General features: G+C 43.0%; 17 protein-coding genes. 9 read left to right on the top strand and 8 right to left on the bottom strand.

What is annotated here, in order from left to right:
- The first annotated feature begins 1,056 nt into the window (after positions 1–1,056).
- Positions 1,057–1,239 (top strand): hypothetical protein, encoded by a 183-nt coding sequence (locus F6K64_RS23420; protein WP_131826968.1) that lies wholly within the window; start codon positions 1,057–1,059, stop codon positions 1,237–1,239.
- Here the strand turns inward: F6K64_RS23420 and F6K64_RS23415 are convergent.
- Together F6K64_RS23415 and F6K64_RS23410 are read right to left on the bottom strand one after the other, a co-directional pair.
- Positions 1,229–4,060, bottom strand: coding sequence for an esterase-like activity of phytase family protein (locus F6K64_RS23415; protein WP_287266404.1), 2,832 nt, complete (start codon positions 4,058–4,060; stop codon positions 1,229–1,231). The two genes, F6K64_RS23420 and F6K64_RS23415, sit on opposite strands and share 11 nt — an antisense overlap.
- Before the next feature lie 255 nt (positions 4,061–4,315).
- Positions 4,316–7,240 carry an esterase-like activity of phytase family protein gene (locus F6K64_RS23410; protein ID WP_287249301.1) on the bottom strand — a complete coding sequence of 975 codons (2,925 nt, stop codon included), beginning with the start codon at positions 7,238–7,240 and terminating at the stop codon, positions 4,316–4,318.
- An 843-nt stretch (positions 7,241–8,083) separates the two neighbouring features.
- Between F6K64_RS23410 and F6K64_RS23405 the strand changes: the two genes are divergently transcribed.
- Positions 8,084–8,506 carry a helix-turn-helix domain-containing protein gene (locus F6K64_RS23405; RefSeq protein WP_044492020.1) on the top strand — a complete coding sequence of 141 codons (423 nt, stop codon included), beginning with the start codon at positions 8,084–8,086 and terminating at the stop codon, positions 8,504–8,506.
- A gap of 80 nt (positions 8,507–8,586) precedes the next feature.
- Here the strand turns inward: F6K64_RS23405 and F6K64_RS23400 are convergent, their stop codons facing one another.
- A complete protein-coding gene (locus tag F6K64_RS23400) occupies positions 8,587–8,838 on the bottom strand; it encodes a hypothetical protein (RefSeq protein ID WP_287266401.1) in 252 nt (83 codons plus the stop codon).
- Between the two features lie 167 nt (positions 8,839–9,005).
- On the opposite strand from F6K64_RS23400, the gene F6K64_RS23395 reads away from it, so the two are divergent.
- A complete protein-coding gene (locus F6K64_RS23395; protein ID WP_008178498.1) occupies positions 9,006–9,428 on the top strand; it encodes a hypothetical protein in 423 nt (140 codons plus the stop codon).
- Between the two features lie 33 nt (positions 9,429–9,461).
- Here F6K64_RS23395 and F6K64_RS23390 read toward each other — a convergent pair whose 3' ends face one another.
- Positions 9,462–11,678, bottom strand: a complete 2,217-nt coding sequence (locus tag F6K64_RS23390; protein WP_287266398.1) for a caspase, EACC1-associated type — start codon at positions 11,676–11,678, stop codon at positions 9,462–9,464.
- A 28-nt stretch (positions 11,679–11,706) separates the two neighbouring features.
- Between F6K64_RS23390 and F6K64_RS23385 the strand changes: the two genes are divergently transcribed.
- Entirely contained in the window at positions 11,707–11,874 is a 168-nt protein-coding gene (locus F6K64_RS23385; protein WP_154659651.1) for a hypothetical protein, read from the top strand.
- A gap of 100 nt (positions 11,875–11,974) precedes the next feature.
- On the opposite strand, the gene F6K64_RS23380 is transcribed toward F6K64_RS23385, so the two are convergent.
- On the bottom strand, positions 11,975–12,907 hold the full coding sequence (locus tag F6K64_RS23380) for a hypothetical protein (RefSeq protein WP_287266396.1): 933 nt from the start codon (positions 12,905–12,907) through the stop codon (positions 11,975–11,977).
- Positions 12,908–13,708: 801 nt separating this feature from the next.
- On the opposite strand from F6K64_RS23380, the gene F6K64_RS23375 reads away from it, so the two are divergent.
- The 3 genes from F6K64_RS23375 to F6K64_RS23365 all read left to right on the top strand — a co-directional run bounded on the left by F6K64_RS23375 (position 13,709) and on the right by F6K64_RS23365 (position 15,162).
- Positions 13,709–13,876 carry a hypothetical protein gene (locus F6K64_RS23375; protein WP_154659652.1) on the top strand — a complete coding sequence of 56 codons (168 nt, stop codon included), beginning with the start codon at positions 13,709–13,711 and terminating at the stop codon, positions 13,874–13,876.
- Positions 13,877–14,275: 399 nt separating this feature from the next.
- A complete protein-coding gene (locus F6K64_RS23370; protein WP_044492023.1) occupies positions 14,276–14,698 on the top strand; it encodes a helix-turn-helix domain-containing protein in 423 nt (140 codons plus the stop codon).
- Positions 14,699–14,898: 200 nt separating this feature from the next.
- Positions 14,899–15,162: a hypothetical protein gene (locus tag F6K64_RS23365; RefSeq protein ID WP_287266395.1), complete on the top strand. Its 264-nt coding sequence runs from the start codon at positions 14,899–14,901 to the stop codon at positions 15,160–15,162.
- On the opposite strand, the gene ftsY is transcribed toward F6K64_RS23365, so the two are convergent.
- From ftsY to F6K64_RS23350, 3 genes are all read right to left on the bottom strand, one after another.
- Positions 15,070–16,989: a signal recognition particle-docking protein FtsY gene (gene ftsY / locus F6K64_RS23360; RefSeq protein WP_287266393.1), complete on the bottom strand. Its 1,920-nt coding sequence runs from the start codon at positions 16,987–16,989 to the stop codon at positions 15,070–15,072. The genes F6K64_RS23365 and ftsY overlap by 93 nt on opposite strands.
- A 231-nt stretch (positions 16,990–17,220) precedes the next feature.
- Positions 17,221–17,850, bottom strand: a complete 630-nt coding sequence (nusB, locus tag F6K64_RS23355; RefSeq protein WP_008178519.1) for a transcription antitermination factor NusB — start codon at positions 17,848–17,850, stop codon at positions 17,221–17,223.
- Positions 17,851–17,890: 40 nt separating this feature from the next.
- Positions 17,891–18,619: a DUF502 domain-containing protein gene (locus tag F6K64_RS23350; RefSeq protein WP_008178521.1), complete on the bottom strand. Its 729-nt coding sequence runs from the start codon at positions 18,617–18,619 to the stop codon at positions 17,891–17,893.
- 102 nt (positions 18,620–18,721) lie between these two features.
- Between F6K64_RS23350 and F6K64_RS23345 the strand changes: the two genes are divergently transcribed.
- Both F6K64_RS23345 and F6K64_RS23340 read left to right on the top strand, forming a co-directional pair.
- Positions 18,722–18,862: a hypothetical protein gene (locus F6K64_RS23345; protein WP_154659653.1), complete on the top strand. Its 141-nt coding sequence runs from the start codon at positions 18,722–18,724 to the stop codon at positions 18,860–18,862.
- 152 nt (positions 18,863–19,014) lie between these two features.
- Entirely contained in the window at positions 19,015–19,254 is a 240-nt protein-coding gene (locus tag F6K64_RS23340) for a hypothetical protein (RefSeq protein WP_131827010.1), read from the top strand.
- The last annotated feature ends 155 nt before the right edge of the window (positions 19,255–19,409 follow it).

Here is a 19,409-nt window from a genome sequence, read left to right as displayed (position 1 = left end):
CTGTCTTGGATTTGATACTCTTCGATTAGCAAACTAAATCCAAATCATTGTAAGCATTCAGCCGTCAGCCGTGAGCTTTTAGCTCACGCTATTTGAGGTGCCGTCAGCTTTGTGGCACAGGCTTCTAACCTGTGACTTTCGTTACTATTAAACTAATGCTTACCTGTTTTATTCAAAAGCTGTTCGGTGTAGCGTTCCCATAGCCCATCAGCACATCAAGTAGCGTGCCCATAGCCCATAGCCCATCAGCTGATAGCTGATACGCGACACGCTGATAGCTTACAAATCATTTGTCTTTGATCTAAGCAACTGGGCTATAGATGCCCGCTGGCTAAGCAGCGTCTTCAGAGATGACCAAAGGAATCTGGGTAGCTTTAACCTACCAGTAGATGCTATCGGTCAGACTAATTAAGCCATAGGTTACTTGACTTAATATATTTTTGGATTTACGTAAAACTATACTATAAAAGAGTGTACTATAGTCAACTTTACATAATCTTACATAATTTGGTCTTTTTCTTACGTCACCTTTACTTAAAATTTACATGAGAAGCTACAGGTTTGGGTTTGGATCCAAATTCGGGTGGGTGTAGGGTCTTACCCTCTTGTGCGAAGATCTTCACACTCACTTTTACGCTTCCTAAGCCTGAGATATTACTCCTTCAATTAAACCCTCTAAAATTTAGGATTATAAAGTCATAGCAAAGGTATAGCAGAAGTCAGAAGTCAGAAGTCAGAAGTCAGAAGTAAAACTATTGCGCTTACTTAGCTTTGAGACTTTTGTCATGTCCTAACTGCCCTGGCGACTGCTATAACAGGGAGCAGGGAGTAGGGAGTAGGCAATATGGAGCAAAAATTATCATATCAAAATTACGACATTAATTGGTACATTATCGATTTATTATATTTTTTATAATTAAATTAATGTTATTAAAATCAAAATTAATAAATATAAAACCACAAAAAAATTAACTTAAACTTATTAAGTTAATCAGTTTTATAGCATTTATAAAATAGTTTAATTACACAATTTTTTGATTTTCGGGAACAGGGAACATGGGGAAAAGTGTGGGAAGTATGGGAAGTATGGGAAGTGTGGGAAGATGCGGAAATGGAACACATTTTTATAGTTTTTCCGATACTTACGAGGTACATTTAATTTTCTTACCCCCACTCCCGACTCCCGACTCCCGACTCCCTATTCCCCTACTTCCTAATTTGAGAATTGCTATAAAATAACGAAATCCCTTTCAGCAAGGGTTGTTACTCCTAACACTACTGCTAGGGTTCCATCTCCAACATTGATAAGAGAATTATTACTATCGGAGGTGATAGAAACTTCACCAAAGCTCAAACCATTGCCTAAACCAATGAAGTCAGTGCCCAGCTCGAAGTCTGTAATGGTGTCAGTACCTTCCCCAATCTCTAGGACAAAGGTATCACTGCCACTACCATTAGAGAAGTTATCTCCAGTCAGAGTATCATGACCGAGACCACCACTCAATAGGTCATCCCCAGCATCACCCCAGAGTTGATCATCTCCGAAGCCACCATAGAGGGAGTCATTACCAGATTTCCCGCCAATGCGATCGCTTCCTGAACCACCATAGATAATATCATCCCCACCAGCCTTACCATCTGGGGACCTGCTATTGTTATCTCCGCGCAGGATATCATCACCATTGCCACCAAATAAAATATCATTACCTAGTGCCCCAGCAATGGTATCATTTCCACCAAAGCCATTGATCAGATCAGCATCAATAGTCCCAATCAACTGGTCAGCCCCTTGAGTACCGTTAATCTCAGAGGTGGCTTCTACTATTGCTGTCGGAGATTGAATATGATCGAGGTCTAGCCCAAATGCTAGGAATTGGGTAATCTGGCTGTCATTGAAATTGTTATCGCTAGCAACAATTAGGGATTGTCTGCCATCCGGTAAGGTTGGACCAAATGCGATCGCTTCACTATTGTCGAGACGAATACCTAAGTCATCGAAATCCAACAGTAACCGTTTCTCAGCTACTTGCTCAACCTCTAAGAGTCCACTATCTGGGTCAGTGGGGTTGCTCAATAGGTTATCAACATCACTGATATCTGTAGCGTCTTGGAGCCGGACTTCATATAGCCTGAGATTATTTCCGACACCAACTGCAAAGGATCGCTCTAGGGCTAGTAAGGTTCCGGTATTATCTAGCGCTAGTAATTCTACTAAACCATTGTCAGCAAAACTGCCAGGAGGGTCAGGCTGATTGGGAATGGTGTCAGTGATGTAGAGGAATTCTTTAGCAGGTTCCCCAGTTTGTAAATCATACTGTAAAATCCGAACAGGGCTTTCATCTTCTAGTGTCGAAGCCGGACCATCCTGAATCAGAGCATTCTCTACTGCAGTATAAAGGAAGCGCTCATCTGGGCTAATGGTCAGGCTTTCAAAGGCACGATTGTTACGAATGCCCCTGGTTCCATCTGAGGTAGGTAAGAACTTATCTGGTACCGTCAGCTGATTGAACTCTTGTCCTGCTAGAGAGAATTCATTGACGAAGGGATTAAGAAGATTGTTAGCATCCCCTTCAGAGGATATAAACAAGGTTCCAGCACTAGTCAAGGCAATCCCTTCTGGATCAACACCCCGTTCTGGGAAAGGCTCACCGCTAGCATTCCGTAGAGTGGTGACACCTGTAAACCCTACATCACCGTTGTCTAGACTACCATCACTTAAATCAATATCAATAGTATAGAAACGAGCGGGAGCATTTTGGCTGCGGTCATCAGACAGACCATAGTAGACACCATTAGCAGGATCGTAGGCTAAACCAGAGATACCGCCAACTTCTGTATTCTCAAACTGGAATCCAGTATTAAAGCTAACCTCTCCGAGGAAGTTAATACCAGTGACAACTTTGGAGTTACTATCTACCACTGTAGGCTCTACCTCAACATCAACATATACTAGACGGTGGTCAGAACTAGGAAAGGGGAAATCACCCACTAGCTCAAAGGCAGGGTCATCACTTTTCGGCCAGAAAACCGTTGCGTCAGTGATAGTCAGATTTTGAGAAGGCAACACATAATCCACCCGTAGGTTGCCAGGACCACCAAAGTTTTCCTCACCAAAGTCAGCGGTGTCAAAGGCTGGATTACCTCCATGAGTCAGGTTATTCAATCCCTGGCGGTTGCTAGCATCCACCCCTCCCTCACTGGAGGGTGTAACAGAGGTGTTGACTAATGGGTTATCTAGAATTTGCAGGATGGCATTATCAGTACTATCCCCATCAAAGGGGTCAGCATTTTGGTCTCCCATGATCACAAAGCGATCGCTTGCCAACAGACCACCGAAGTTTCCTTGGTCATCATAAATGTAATCCCCAGCTCCGGGAGTGATATAGTCTGACCAGAACCGAATCTCATCGTGATTACGGGTACCGTTGCGGTCTTCTAGACCATCAAACACTGGAGGAGTAGGATGGCTAGCGAGAACATGAACCGTTTCACCGTTGATATTAATGGGAATATCCCAGTGACTCTTGGAAGAGAGGCGGAATACAGCTAATTCTTCCTCAGAGTACCAGGATTCCCCAGTTACTGGATCTACAGGAAGCAACGCATCTGGCATATCTTTCCAGAGGAAGTTTTGAAAGGTGCGTATATTCTCCGTATCAATCGGGTGTTTGGAGAATAGCACCATCCCAAACTGTCCTGGAAAGAACCCGAAGCCAAACGCATCATTACCCCCGCCAACTTCCCCGTTATTATCTAAGTCAAATCCAGAGGGAATCCCGGTGTTAGAAGGTGCGAGATAAACATAGGGAAAGTCAATCGCTGTCGCACCATTCTGACTAACCGAAAGATAGTTATCTTGGAAAAGTTTGGCCGCTTCTCCATTCTCATCGAAATCAAATTCATTGATTAGCAATACATCCGGATTAGCACGCTGAATAATTTCAGCCACTGCCTTGGCTTGGTTATTATCATAAGTAGATAAATCTTGAATTAAATCCCCTTGATTGGAGCGATTCAAAGAAGCGTTAAAGCTAGAAAAGCGAACGTCAAGATTAGACATATTAATTTTTTTTATACCTAAAGTTCGAGCACCTCAGTCATCAACTTAGTTACCTCAATACTGCGTCGGTTTTGGAAGTTCAATTCCTGGAGATCCCCCCTAACCCCCCTTAGCAAGGGGGGAACAATAGCTATGGCTCCTCTGGCTTCCCCCTTATTAAGGGGGACGGGAGGGGGATCCTTAACCCACGCAGTATTGCGTATTACCAAATAATAAAAACCGGGTAATCCTTTAATTACCCGGTTTTACAACGGATTAGATGATCGTGAAATCAGCCTCTGTTAGAGGATTAGCGATCGCAAAAGTTGCTAATAGTTGATTCTCCAAACTAATGCGAGCATTTTGCGAATCTTGTTCAATGGATAACTGACCAAAGGTCAAACCATCGGCTAAACCAATTAAGTCAACTCCTGCCTGGAAATCGAGAATGAAATCTGTACCTTCCCCAGCAGCTAAGACAAAGGTATCACTACCGCTAATACCAGAAGAGTCATCACCAGTCAAGAAGTCATTACCTAATCCACCTCGGATTAAGTCATCACCTTCATTACCGAAGATAAAGTCATCTCCTGCACCACCGTAGAGTTTGTCATTGCCGAGATTGCCGTTAATCCGGTCATTGCCTAAGCCACCGAAGATAACGTCATCTCCGCCAATGGTGCTATCAGCAAAGTCTCCCTGCAATACATCATCTCCAGCTTCACCCTGAATCAGGTCATTGCCCAGACCGCCATCAACGGTATCATTGCCTTCAGCAGCAGTAATGAAATCGTTACCTAACTCGCCAACAATTTCATCACTATCTGGAGTACCTGAAATAAAGTTGGGGGCTGGAAGACCTAATAAAGGATCTACATCCAGGGGTTGATCTAATTCGATCAGAATAACTTCGTTATTATCAATATCCGGACCCCGTCCTACGGAGAAGGGATAGTTGTTGTCATTGGCAACTAAGATCGTATTCTGATCAATCACCAATACATCTTCGATCGTGACAAATGGGAAGGTAAAGGTGAGTTCACCATCCCCGTTCACATCATCTGGGTCAGGAATGTTGAGCAAGTCAACTACTTCCTCTTTGGCAACAAAGCCATTTTCATCAATCTCAGACAAGTCAATCTTAAAGATTTTCTTGAACTGAGCCTCCGCTCCTTGCTTACCATCCCGCTCTATGACTAAGAACTCGTTGTCATTGATGGGGGTAAAATCCCCAATCGGATGACCGGGAACATCGGTACGGTAAAATCCTACCAGACCTTGGTATTCACTGGAAGCAACATCAAACTCATAGATGCGTAGAGCATCCTCTGGGTCCCCATCTACTACACCTTCGAGTAGGGGATACAAGGTGGTGCGGTCAGGGCTAAATGCCATGCCCTCAAATCCGCGAGACCTAGATAGATTAGGCAGTATAGTTTCTTGGTCAACTACAATTCTTCCAGTTTCTGGGAAGTCTGTAAAGAAACCATCTACTCCAAGCTCAATCAATTGACGGAACTCATCCTCTGGGCTTTGAGGGGTACCATCAGGGTTGAGGGTCAGGAAGCGCTCTTCATTACGTAGGGTGTAGGGGTGAATCTGCATTCCTGCATCATGAGCCCAATCGATGAAAGGACGAACTTCACCAGTGAGCTGGGTAGTGATTTCAGCAATGCCATCACCATTGCCATCAACAGGAGTATCGATCGATTCCCGCAGCAAAAAGCTGTTTTTCCAAGGACCAACACCCTCAGCGTAGTTAGCGCCAATGTAGTCAAAGACTGTCTGAGTGGCTAAATCTTGGTAAGTGGTATCGGGAATACCATCACCAGTGACATCAGCACCAAAGTCGGGAACAATGTCAACTAAATCGCCGTAGGTAGCCCGAGCCTCTTCTGCGGTAAAGTCAGGTTTGCTGAAATTAGCAACAATATCGTAGGGAGCAGAAAAACCGCCACCACCAGCATTTAGGAATTGATCGTCTACATCTCCGTAGAGCTGTACTAGGGGTAGATTTTCCAATCCAGCCCCAGGTAGCAAGTTATTTTGTAAATCAATTAGGTTAGCTACTTCAAAGGATTGGATGAAAATCCGGCTGGGGTCGGTAAAACCAGTTTCTTGTAGGGTTGCGATTAAAGGCTCTTCTAGGGATAAGCCTTGGTCATCGAAGAATGTAGGATGCTTGGTTTCAGGATAGATACCGATTTTTTTACCAGTTTCCGCTTCTACCTGCTGGAGTAGTTCGATAACCTCTTTGAAAGTGGGAATTTCAAACTGACCATCGAACTCATCACTACGGAAGTCACGAGACTGAACAGCACGCAGTTGCTTGATTTCTGCTAAGGTAAAATCTTCAGCAAAGTAACCAGTAATTTCTTCACCATCCAGCAGTTTGGTGGACTTGCGGTCTTCACCAAATACATCAGCTACGTTAGTGGTGTCATCTAGCAACGGTTCGTGACGAGCAATCAAGACACCGTCTTTGGTGATTACTAGGTCAGGCTCAATGAAATCAGCCCCTTGTTCAATGGCAAGAGCGTAAGCTTCTAAGGTATGCTCTGGACGCTCACCGCTAGCACCCCGGTGTGCAATCACTAGAGGAGGATCACCATTGAGGCTATTGAATTGTAAATCTGGGTTTTGAGGCGATCGCACAAATTCCCCTGTGGTATTCCCGGGGATATTGGGAGTAGAAATAGGGGCTTCGAGCAGTTTACCAGTGCTATCGAAGTGAAGTATAAACGGACCGAATTCGTCACCAATCCAGATATCGCCCTTAGCATCAATCACAAAAGACTCGATATCAAAATCCGCCCCGGTCAGAAAGCGTCCGCTACTGTCTTCGTTGACAATCTTGAAAGGAATTTTGCCATCAGGGTCAGACAGTTGAACAAAGCCTTCAATCTCTACACTACCATCTCCATCCTCTGCACCCTTGAAATCAGGGTTAACTTGATAGAGTCTGAGTAGGTAATCCGCACTATTCTGTTGGGCTCCAAAACCGTTATCTGATAGAAACCAAAAAGAGCCACCCCCACTAGGAGCAAACTGAACACCACTAAAGCCTTGAACAGGTTGTCCATCAAACGGACCGGTGCGACCATTGGCAGAAATCGGTTCACCGTTGCCATTGTCTGCACCAGACTGGGGTCCCTCTGCAAAGGTATCAGCTGGTAAAGATGCAAATCCTTTTAATTTCATAAAATCCTGGAATCAACGAGACTAAAACTCTCGAATTTAGCGTTTTTATATCTAGAGACTTAGAAGCACAGAAACTAGCTAAATTGTGTCAGCATTTCAGCTTTCAGCTATCACCTAGTACGTAATTGTTGCCAACCTTAAATCGCCTTGGCCTAGGTTTACGTGATGATTGAAACTGGCTGACCTCCCTTAGTAAGGTTTTCATTTCCAGGTTAAATTTTGATTGTATTTATATAAACATAATTATAAGGTTTGGTTAAAGCTTGTTTTTGAAGTCGCTGTAAATTTTTAGTGTAATTTTATCTGAGTAGGGTATAAATATTTTGTAAAGTTAACCTAGATTTAATATTAACTTAATTTTTTTAGTTTTTTATTAACCTTGAGCCTAGAGATTTTTTATATAATCCCTGACTAAGTAAGGTTTCGGCCAAAAATTTTGTTATCAACGATTTTAACAATTAGTTTTTAGCAAAGGGAGTAGGAAATAGGAAACAGCGGATCTGGAAATAATTATTTTTGATTTTTTTTAAGTAAGTATTCAGCCGTTGGCCATGCAACTTGGTATTAGCATTTAATTGTGAAAATGCAATAGTTTTTGATAACACTTTTATCTCACTCCTCTCACTAATCCCACTAATCCCAGTTGCCCCTACTGCTTGAGATTGTGACAATGCAATAGTTTTTCAGCACTCCCAAACCTCCCAATCCTACCAAATAACCTAAATATCCCAAACCTACCACAAGCCCTGAAATAGCGATAATGCAATAGTTTTACTATATCCTTGCCTTTTCCGAAAAAGTGTGTTAAAGTAATAATATCGTTAAAGCAATGGTTTACGACCCATGATGATTTCCACCGCACAAGCCGCTGAATTACTTGGTGTTTCCGCCACTCGCGTCCGTTACCTTCTGGGCAAAGGCAGAGTTAAAGGGGCTTATAAGGTGGGTAGAACTTGGGTAATTCCTTTGTTTGATGGCATGCCGGTGGTCACTCCTGGCACTCGCGGACCAAAACGGAACTGGTCAAAGCGCACAGAGTACACTAAGGCTGTGATCCACGTTAATCAGAAAGTCATTCGCCAAAATCTCAAGACCGGGGAGCGTAATCCTGTAATTACGGTGAAGCGAGGCACTAAAAATGTTTACGCTCATACGGTGGAGGTCAATGGCCCGTGTCGGGTGATGTATCGTCCAGATGATCCCCTCAAGTGTGGAGCACGGGTGTGGATTGAGACGATTTCTGATTTTGAAGTGATTTCAGCTTGATGGGATGTGAATGCGTTCGCGTAGCGTGACCTACGGTCAATCGCGTAGGGTGGCAGTAGGCCAATCCCATTCACATCAAATTAATCACAAGGTGTCTTTTTGCGATCGCATTCACATCGATCAATCACAAAGTGTTCTTTTGCGATCGCATAAGCGCGGAAGCTTCGCTTGATCGCGTAGGGTGGCAGTAGGCCAATCCCGTAGCGTGACCTACTGCCAATCCCATCAAACCAGTCAATGTGGCGTAAGTCCCCTTTTGCCTTTTGCCTTTTGCCTTTTGCCTTTTGCCTTTTGCCTCTTGCCTTTTGCCTTTTGTCTTTTTCTTCAACCAAAGAATTAACTTACCATAAACATTGAGTAGTGTAAAACACTGTTTTATACGAGTTTACCGCCATTTCATGAATTTTTGGAGATATTTCTTGGTTTCTTAGTAAAATATCCTGATTCAATTTAGAGCTAGCGAAGAGTATAGTAGTCAACCATTACTTTTCTCTTTGCCATGAAAGGAAAAATTTTAAATTACCTTGTTATTATTGGAGTAAGCATTATTCTCCTGCTCGGTATAGTTACAACAGCTGTTGGTCAGGATAATTACAAACCGAATTTTAATGATAAGGTTTGTTTACAATGCTTTTCACCATATGTCCCCCTACATGACATACAACCATCAAATGATGAAGATCCTACTCCGGTTATAGGTTACCTTCAATCATCTATTGAAGTAACTAAGATAAACGATTCCTTCACTAGTGGTGATATCATTTTTGAAAAAATAACACTAGATAATAATAATTATGAATTTGCGATTAATAAAGATTACTTAGAAGACTGCATAAATAAAACCCAAAATCAACCCAATCAACAAAAAAAGATACAGATTTGTAAAATTATTAAACCAAAATCAAGTAATATAAAAATTTAAGTGTTTATAGACCAATATCACTGATAAAATTTATTATTCAGGATTACACCGCCTTTTAAACTCCTGATCATTATAGTACGTATTAGTAGCTTTTTTGTTACCTTTATGAAATCCTTCAATTATATCATTACAATACACAGATTCTTTCTCTAAATAAGCCACACGCAGCAAAACAGAAATCACCACAATAGCGATAACTATAACAAGTTTTGAGAGGATTTTTATAGGTAAGCTAAGTATTATCAAACTATCTGCTTTTGAACTTTCTTTTATCCCCTCTGGGGTAACTAAAGGAGTATCTGAAACAGGGCTATAATCCCTTGGTGCTTTAGCAATCTGAATTTTAGAACCTTCCTGATCAGTATAGATTTTAGGAGTCATGACAGGAAGGGTTTCTTTAATCTTATTTTCGATGTACTCATGTAACTCATCCAGAGAAATCACCCTATCCCCATTCAAATCAGCTTCTCCCGTTTCAATGCCTTGTACCAAATACTGAGTGTAAATTGAGAGCTGTTTGTCCAATTGACTAAAGGAATAGTCAGTTGAAGAGGCGAGAATAGCACGCCCTTCTCCTCCTAATTGATTTTGAAGATCGACGGAGCGATCATCTTTAACCAGTAGGCCCTTACGAAAAGCTGCACTAAAGCAGCAGTCGAGGATAACGACTTGTCGCTTGGAGCGGCTACCATTCATGATGTTATGGATAGCCCTAGCAGAAACGGCTGTTGTCTTAACTAGTTCCCCCTGTGAATTCTTACGAGTAATACGAGTTGTTAAATACAGTTGATTGCTGCTATCTTTGACACCGTGACCTGAAAAGAACAGTAACACCAAATCATCTTTTTCAGAACTAGCGAATAACTCTTCAATAGCCTCTTCCATTTCCTGTCGATCAGGATTGCTGAGAGCTTTGACATCAACAAAATTTCCCAGTTGTGGGGAACTGAGTATTCCTTTGATTTCCTCTAAATCTTTGGTTGCGCCAGGTAGTGGCTTTAACCCCTTTCCATATTTACTGACTCCAATCAACAGCGCTCGTTTGACCCCTTGTGATTGGCGAGCATCCTTTACATGGAGCTGTTTATGGCTTGGCTTGTCTAGCACAACTGGCTGATTTAGACGTTGAAATCCTGACTCATTTTGGGATTGAACTACTGGAGCATCTTGCACTTGCATGAAAATCACAGGTGTGGCAAAATCCCGTTTCCAATACCCTGTTGATTCATGGAGACTAATTTCTCGTCGTCCTTCCTGTACTGCTATATCCTCTGACTTACCTTGAGCTAATTGTTTATAAAAGTGGCAGGCAAATCGGCTAGCTGTGCTGTTAGACACGGGATACTGCATTGCCACGAGTACAGGAATAATTTGCTGCACAACCTTGGAAGCTAGCCCTACAGATACTTTCGATGTAGACTCCATTGCTCCCTGACATGCCTGCAACAAAATAATTCTAGGTCGATGCTGATTCAATAGCTCACTAAAGTCATTGGCGCTAATCCACCGTGCCTGATCAAATTCATCCACCAAGGCAATTTCACCATTTTCATTCTGAAAACGACCATGACCGATGAAATGGAAAATGTGAGGCTTTTTCCTGAGAATGTTATCAATAGCTTTGCGGCTAGCTGGATTCACTACTGGTAACAATTCCACCTGCTCTGGTTGTTCCTGGGCTAGTGTCTCTATCGCCGCCTGTACTTCTTCGTAGGCAACTGGATTTAAATCTGTGGGTGCAGAGACAACTAAGGCAATCCGCATTTTTTCATTTGCCCCTGACTCCATCGGTGGTGCTGAAATCCGCTGTGAGGGCAGGCGCGAGAAGACCAAAGCAGGTGCAGTAGCCAACCACATTGTTCCTGAGTATTTCTTCTCGGGTAAACACATAAATTCCCACGGGAACGCTGCCACTTCAGGCATCTTTCGCTCATCTATATGTAGTTCTACCCGTAGCAGTTGCTGTTTAGTGTGAACAACTTCGTTATAAAATGCTATAAAGTCATCGCAAAGTTCATCATCAAACAAGGTATCAAACAACGCTTCTCCCAGAAACCTCGACTGGTTAGCATCGTTTAATCCGTTTTGACGAACCTTCTCAATCAACTCCTTGACTTCTGGGGTGATCTTATCCTGATAGCGAAATATTCCAGGGATTCGATTATTGGGCTTTCCAGGTTCTTCCTTTTCAACCCGCACTCTACGAGGATTTATCACGCAGATGCGATAAATGTATTTGGCTCTAGTCATAGCGGTCTGATCAGATAAAGCTGATGAATTGGTAAGCATACGCGCTACGCGCACGCTACTTGAGGTGCGGTCAGCGGTCAGCGGTCAGCGGTCAGCCTTCAGCCTATGTGCTACGCGCACGCTACGCGAACAGCCTTCAGCCGTCAGCCGATTTTATTCAAAAGCGTGGCACAGGCTTCGACGCTGTGACGCATAAGCTGATAGTTGATAACTGATAGCTGAATGCTGATAGCTGAATGCTGATAGCTGAATGCTGATAGCTTACCATAGATTTACAACCAAAAGATGCACCCGATTTAAGTCGCTAAATCCTGTTGAAGATTAGCTTTCGGCAGGTTCAATATCCATTCCTTAACATCACTACGACTGAATTTAATTGCTGCCTTATTCTTATTTCGTATTAAGGTTTTTAATCTATCTGCCAGATCGCTGAAAACATCACGGATATCAGCAGTTAACCAGTTCATATCCGGCTCACCCCAGGCGATCCCGCGCAAATTAATAGACTTTATTTCCTTAGGCACTTTAAAGACAATTGCAAATTGGACTGTCAGTATTTTTTGGATTTCCGGCTCTTCAATCCGCCAGTAACACCTTGAGTTACCTTCACCTTGGGAAATAATTTCAAAGTGACCAGCTTCGTAAGCATACTCAGGAATGACAATGAATGCTTTGAGTTCGTTCTTATTTCCTACATTAGCTTTGAGCTCCGCAGGAATAGTTGTAAATTCGGCTAGTTCAGTGCTATCAATCCCGATACTCCAATCAAGATTGCTATTGATACCTAAATTCATGCCCACCCCGAAGTTCATCACAGGTCGCCATTGGCTTTTGGGGAAAATAGACTGAACGATGGGCTCTTTTTCTCCTTTGGGACTGAAGTCAAGCTCACAGCATAATCGCCAAAATATAACCCCTGGTTTAGGACGCAAATCGACAGTCACAGTCATGTAATAGAAATCAAATGCATCACGCATTTGCTGTCGATAAATATTGGTCAATCCCTCTTCAGTTTCTTCAAATAGGTCTTCGGTAAGTAATATCAACTTATCCCTAGGATTGCCAAAGATAACTCTACTTTCCTGCAAGTTTTTAACGGCGGTTCCACCTACACCAAGCTTTGTACTTTCATCCAGGGGACTTTCCCATTTTTTCACTTGCTCAAATAGGTCAGCCAATAAAGTCTCAGCTTCTTGGGGATTCGGTCGGGAAATGTTTTCATCGGTCATTGACTTCAGCTCTCTTTACATTGACAAAGTTACTCATATTTGAAAATCTTGTGTAGGGTGCGTTAGGGGGGCGATCATTTTCTGCCTCGTAGCCAGGGTTATGTTGCTGCCCGTAACGCACCACCGTGTCAAACAGCAAAAACGAGATATACCCGTATAGCACAAGCCACAATCACACAATTATTGATTAAGTTACTGGCAAGCTGCATCTACAGCTTCGATTGATAAGGGGGAAGTTAGAGAAGTTAACAACCCGCCTTTTCAATCAAATCCGTAAATTTACCAGACTATAAACTTATAAAAATTAGTATTATCTGATTATCTAGTATGATGAGCTATCAGGGTTGTAATTGGGGTAACAACAACTTGTCTAGCCAAACCATAACAAATAGCTATATTTTTAAGATTATTTACTTTGAGTATAGTTTATTTGATAATACTATACCACAATCCGGAACAAGAGGAACCAACTAGAGACAATTTTAATCTAATCTTTTATTCTTTCATCAGAGGAAATAACCCCTTTCCAAATAGGTCATGAACACTAAGGCGGATTTCTGATCACATCAAAAAATCCCGGAGTCCTTTGCTAATATTCTCTTTCAGCTGTTTCTTGTTTCCGGTTAGAGCAATTCTCTGTTTACATCTCATTTGAAAACCCTAATGTCCCTGAAACAATCGATAAATTTTAAGACTTATGAATTGACAAAAAAGCAAAAATGTGCATAGGAGAGAATAGAAAAAGCGATCGCATTCCCTATGGTCGAGTAACAAAGGGTTCCAGGAAAGCGTTCCCGTAGCGTGACCTACGGTCAATCGCATTTCCATAACAAAGGCAACAGGGTAACCATTCAGCCGTCAGCGGTCAGCGGTCAGCGGTCAGCGGTCAGCGGTCAGCGGTCAGCTTTCCCTAACTCAGATAAAAAAATGCTTACCTGTTTTATTCAAAAGCTGATGACTGATAGCTGATAGCTGATAGCTGATAGCTTACGCAACAGGCAACAGGCCAGAGCTGATATTTCGATAATGCAATAGTTTTATAGAACCCTTTTATCCTAATCATCCTACAATCTCTACACATCCCATACATCCCACAGAATTAGAAATTGCGACAATGCAATAGTTTTATAGAACCCTTTTATCCTAATCATCCTACAATCTCTACACATCCCATACATCCCACATGATTAGAAATTGCGACAATGCAATAGTTTTTAGCACCCTCTTATCCTGTTTAACTTGCTACACCCACTCATCCCATTCGTTTCTCTTTTAAATTGTGACAGTGCAATAGTTTTACCATGCCCTGGCATTTTCCGAAAAAGTGTGTTAAAGTAATAATATCGTTAAAGCAATGGTTTGCGACCCATGATGATTTCTACCGCACAAGCCGCTGAATTACTTGGTGTTTCTGCCACTCGCGTCCGTTACCTTCTGGGTAAGGGCAGAGTTAAAGGCGCTTATAAGGTGGGTAGAACTTGGGTAATTCCTTTGTTTGATGGCATGCCGGTGGTGACTCCTGGCACTCGCGGACCAAAACGGAACTGGTCAAAGCGTACAGAGTACACTAAGGCTGTGATCCACGTTAATCAGAAAGTCATTCGCCAAAATCTCAAGACCGGAGAGCGTAATCCTGTGATTACGGTGAAGCGAGGCTCTAAAAATGTTTACGGTCATACGGTAGAGGTCAATGGCCCCTGTCGGGTGATGTATCGTCCAGATGATCCCCTCAAGTGTGGAGCACGGGTCTGGATTGAGACGATTTCTGATTTTGAAGTGATTTCAGCTTGATGGGGAATTTGCGATAGCGTAGCGTGACCTTAGGCCAATCGCATTCAAATCGAATCAACCAGAAGCTGGCTTATCCTTGATGAGGGAGACTTTAGCGATCGCGTTTTTTAGCAATTATATTTTTTTGCTTCCATAATAAGTATGGACAACTTAGTCATTACATTACTAAACTGTTGTCCATTTATATTGGATATTATTCAGTGAGAAGCAAAACGAAGCAAAACCGTCAAACCCTATCCCTCTGCTCCCGACTCCCGACTCCCGACTCCCTACTCCCGACTCCCGACTCCCTACTCCCGACTCCCGACTCCCTACTCCCTACTCCCTACTCCCTACTCCCTACTCCCTACTCCCTTGCTGTCAAAACCAGCTTAGCCACTAAGCAAAGCTTCCACAAATTCATAACTAGAGAAAGGCCGCAAATCTTCAATCCCTTCTCCTGCACCAATAAACCGAATCGGTAAGCCCAGTTCCCGCACTACTGCTAAAGCGACACCACCTTTAGCACTTCCATCCAATTTTGTCAATACCACTCCACTCAGTTTTGCCGCCTCTGAGAATACTTGTGCTTGACGTAAACCATTTTGACCCAAAGTAGCATCCAGCACTAGCAACGATTCAACTTTGGCATCCGGGGCTTTTTTAGCAACAATTCGCCGAATTTTCGCCAATTCCTCCATTAGATTTTTCTTATTTTGCAATCGTCCTGCTGTATCCACCAACAGTAATTCGGTATTTCTAGATTGGGCAGCACTAATACCATCAAACACAACAGCAGCTGGATCAGTATTCTTACCAGGATTAGCAATCACTTCAGTACCACTGCGCTCTCCCCAAATCTTAACTTGTTCCACTGCAGCAGCTCGAAAGGTATCTGCTGCTGCAATTAAACAACGGTAGCCTGACTTCTGACCTAAGTTAGCGAGTTTACCAATAGTAGTAGTTTTACCAGCACCATTGACTCCAGTCATCAGCCAGATATTCAAGGTATCGTTTTCTGGAGCAAAGATCCGACTGTAATTGTTACTGTAAGGTTGCTCTAGCAAATCTCTGATGATTTGTTTGAGATATGCGATCGCTTTTTCTGCTGGTAGAGACTCCTCCCGCAACTTAGCTTGTAGAGTATCAATAATATAGTCAGTGGCCTCAATTCCTACATCTGCTTGTAGCAGCAGCGACTCAATCTCCATTACCGCGTCTTGATTCAACGGGCCTTGACCCACAATCGCCTTTATTTGGTTAATCAAGCTACGACGAGTTTTGCCCAATCCCTGACGCAGTTGCTTGAGCCAGCTAATTTCCTCGATCGAGATATCCTCAGGACTTCTTCCTTGAGATGCCAACACTTCTGCTGACCACAAGAACCCATCATCAAAGGCCAGACCCAGCATATCTTGATCTATCTCTGCTTCCCCTTCATCCTCTTCGATCACAGTTGCCACTTCGGGTTCCGGTTCAGGGGTCTCAATAGCTGTTTCCTTAAGACGTTCCAGCCGTGCTAGTCGGTTAGCACTTGCTCGACGCGCCCAGCTTGGGCCAGAAGCAGGCGTTTCTTCCTCTGTTGTCTCAGCTGATGGAGCTATATCAGTTGTCAAGCTATCTGACTCAGGGATTGGTTTATTCTCAACCAAGGTCATACCTATAGATGAGTCATGATTAGATTCTGAATCCGATGGTGTTGATACTACCTCCTCTACCATCTGATCAGAGGATTGCTCGGTTACTGGTTCCACCGTTTCAGCAGTATCTACCGAAGCTTCACTAACTGTAGACTCTTCTACTTGTGATTCTACTTGTGATTCTACTTGTGATTGTGCTTGTGATTGTGCTTGTGATTCTTCTTCAACAGCTATCTGACCTATCTCAGCGACTTCTGTAGTGTCAGTTTCCTCAGACACTTCCAATGTTTCAGCCGCTGGAGATTCAGTAGACGCTTCGGATGTTTCAGCCGCTAGAGATTCAGTCTCCTGAGATTCTTGAGGTTTTTCCGGTTTAGCCGTTGCTGCTGGCTGAGCCGTTGTATCATCTACTGGCTTACTTTCAGTAGTGTCTTCCTCTGGAGATTGATCTACTTGTTGCTTCTGAATATTTTTGTAGGCAGCTTTTGCCCAACTCAGGTAATCATCAGCTGCTGCTGAGGATGACTCTTCGACAGATTTAGAATCAGCTTGGTCTATTGGTTGTTGCTCTGTTGCCTTTTGTTCCGATTCTACTTGAGATGTATCAGAGTCCTTTTTCTCAGCAGACTCTGCACTAGCATCAGACTTTCGGTGGAACCAATTAAAGACCATTACCCTTACTTGACTATGGCGTCAATTAACTATATATATTCAATCTTTGATTTAGGTTTTGAGTGCTTAGCCCTAGGCTAATCCCTAACCTTTTCCCTTAATTTTATCGATATTTGACTTAATATTCTTAATTTTGTGATCTAGCCTGGCCTATTAGGCTAATTTTAGTCTATTCCCGATACTCCTCCTCTCTACTCCCTACTCCCTACTCCCTACTCCCTACTCCCTCCGCTATTGTGGTAGAGCTTGAGTTTTAATCAAGTCATTGGCACGACGCAAGACACCATTAATAAAACGGTGTCCCTCTTCATCACTGTAGCGTTTAGCCAGTTCCACTGCTTCATTAATTGCGACTCGGTCTGGGATACCTAAAAACGCAATTTCCGCCACAGCCATCCGCAGAATATCCCGGTCAATACGAGGTAAGCGCTTCAGTTGCCAATCTTTCAGGGATTGGTTCAACATCTGATCAATCTCAAGCTGTCTACGACTGACAGCTTTGATAATTTCTAGGGTATAGCTACGGACTTCAGCCGTATTAGACAACTGGACAATTTCGGGAATCTCTACCGCACTTCCCAAGTGATTGATCGCTTTCTCGGTTAACTCAATTGCATCCGTTACCATTGCTCTAGCACTACGTACATCAGTAGCGCGAGTTTCACTTTCGAGAATGCGATCGCTACCCCGTTTCAGTTCAGCCGCCGCCGTTTCTAAAGCCTCTTGAATTTCTCCAGTCAGGGTACGAACAGCCGCCAGCACCAGATTATTCAGTTGTTGTGTATCCAACCGCTCTGGTGAGTTGGGCATCTGAGAGATGCTCAAAAGAGCCAGTTCACGGGCCATTCTGCGAGGTTGCATTGTTTGTCCTTAGTTAATTTTGTCCTTTTACCCAAAAAGATTAGGTTTCTTCTGTTGGCAAAACCTGCTGTATCATCTCAGGCAAAGGTTCTTCCAATGGTTGCTTTTCAGGAGGCTGCTGTAGGTTAATTGGGATTGCAGGGCTATCTGGGCTAACAATTCCACCTGAGAGCAATACTTTAAAGGCATCTTCGATGGACATCGAAAGATTAATGACTTCCTCTTCAGGAACCATAGCATACCAGCCACTGGTGGGATTAGGAGTAGTAGGTATGAAAACGCTCAACATCGGACGATTCATGTGGGATTGGAGTTGTGCACTCACAACACCGGTGACGAACGCTATCGCCCAGACTCCTTGGCGAGGATACTCTACCAAAATCACCCGACTAAACTTAGTTTTAGAATCCTGTAAAAGGGTTTCCAAAATCTGTTTAAGGGTTTTGTATACTGAGCCAGCTAAGGGAATCGCTTGCAATATTTTCTCACCCAAATCTAGCAACCACCGTCCAACAATGTTGCGTGCCATCAAGCCAATCAGCATAATAAATAGTAGTGGGACTGTCAGTCCCACTGCTAAATTTAGCAGATTTACTAAGATAGGGTTGAGATTATCAAAAGGGTTAATTTGTTTGGGAATTCTAGTTAAAAAATTTATCACCCAGTTGGCGATTGTAATCGTCAGCCAGATTGTGGTAGCCAGGGGAATTACCACTAGAATCCCCGCAATTAGGTCATTTTTTAGATCCTGCTTCAAGCCCTCGAACACAGAGCACAGATTCTCCTTTTAATAACTGAATAAAATTTTTTACTAGCCACCTAAATCACAACTACTCTCCCAACTTGTTCTAGCCACTTTTTTTTGGAGTGGGTGAAAAAATGCCAAGGTGGCTATAGCCGTTATACACTAGTATACCTCAGTTTCCGTAGCGTGCGCCGTTCCCGTAGCGTGCGCCCATGGGCAATGGGCAATCTAATCAATTTACTCCCTTATGAGGAGGATACAGGATAAAGAATTCAGTTTTCATCATAATAATTCAGCGATGTTAGTGGCACTATACAGAATATTATTGGATTCTTTCGCCAATTTATCGGAAAAGTTCCTTGACAATCAATTAGTCTGAATCGAAGCTCCTGACTTTAGACTCCTCAATGGTCTGATAGTTGGTTAGATTGGGCCTAGGCGCACGCTACGGGAACGAACTCAGTTATTCTACACCAATAGACACTGATTTTGCAGTAGGTGGAGTGGGAGGAAAGTTGGGTTGCTTTCACCCATGGGAAGCTATATCATCGGAAAAATCTACGCTGCGCCTATTAGCTTATCTCGATAGTTGGGTAAGTTTTAACGGTGGAATTACACCTGTTTTACCTTCCCGTTCTAGAGTTTGGAGTTGGCTTTAGCTACTCCAAATCTGGTTTCTAGATACTGCCACAAAACGGTAGCCCGTTCGGATCAATCTAGAATACCACTTCCAAAGTCTGGCGCTAGTTAATGGGTGACAATATGATGCCATTAGGGCGTTATACCCATGACTAGATTTTACCCAGCACTAGCT

Source organism: Moorena sp. SIO3A2 (genome assembly GCF_010672265.1).
GTDB lineage: Bacteria > Cyanobacteriota > Cyanobacteriia > Cyanobacteriales > Coleofasciculaceae > Moorena > Moorena producens.
The sequence above is the reverse complement of the archived record's forward strand: the minus strand, read 5'-3'. Positions and strand labels throughout refer to the sequence as shown.

Bases quoted from the DNA above. Each gene is read 5' to 3' on its own strand.
- F6K64_RS23420 (WP_131826968.1), top strand. From the start codon at position 1,057: ATGGGGAAAAGTGTGGGAAGTATGGGAAGTATGGGAAGTGTGGGAAGA.
- F6K64_RS23415 (WP_287266404.1), bottom strand. From the start codon at position 4,060: ATGTCTAATCTTGACGTTCGCTTTTCTAGCTTTAACGCTTCTTTGAAT.
- F6K64_RS23410 (WP_287249301.1), bottom strand. From the start codon at position 7,240: ATGAAATTAAAAGGATTTGCATCTTTACCAGCTGATACCTTTGCAGAG.
- F6K64_RS23405 (WP_044492020.1), top strand. From the start codon at position 8,084: ATGATGATTTCCACCGCACAAGCCGCTGAATTACTTGGTGTTTCCGCC.
- F6K64_RS23395 (WP_008178498.1), top strand. From the start codon at position 9,006: ATGAAAGGAAAAATTTTAAATTACCTTGTTATTATTGGAGTAAGCATT.
- F6K64_RS23390 (WP_287266398.1), bottom strand. From the start codon at position 11,678: ATGACTAGAGCCAAATACATTTATCGCATCTGCGTGATAAATCCTCGT.
- F6K64_RS23380 (WP_287266396.1), bottom strand. From the start codon at position 12,907: ATGACCGATGAAAACATTTCCCGACCGAATCCCCAAGAAGCTGAGACT.
- F6K64_RS23370 (WP_044492023.1), top strand. From the start codon at position 14,276: ATGATGATTTCTACCGCACAAGCCGCTGAATTACTTGGTGTTTCTGCC.
- ftsY (WP_287266393.1), bottom strand. From the start codon at position 16,989: ATGGTCTTTAATTGGTTCCACCGAAAGTCTGATGCTAGTGCAGAGTCT.
- nusB (WP_008178519.1), bottom strand. From the start codon at position 17,850: ATGCAACCTCGCAGAATGGCCCGTGAACTGGCTCTTTTGAGCATCTCT.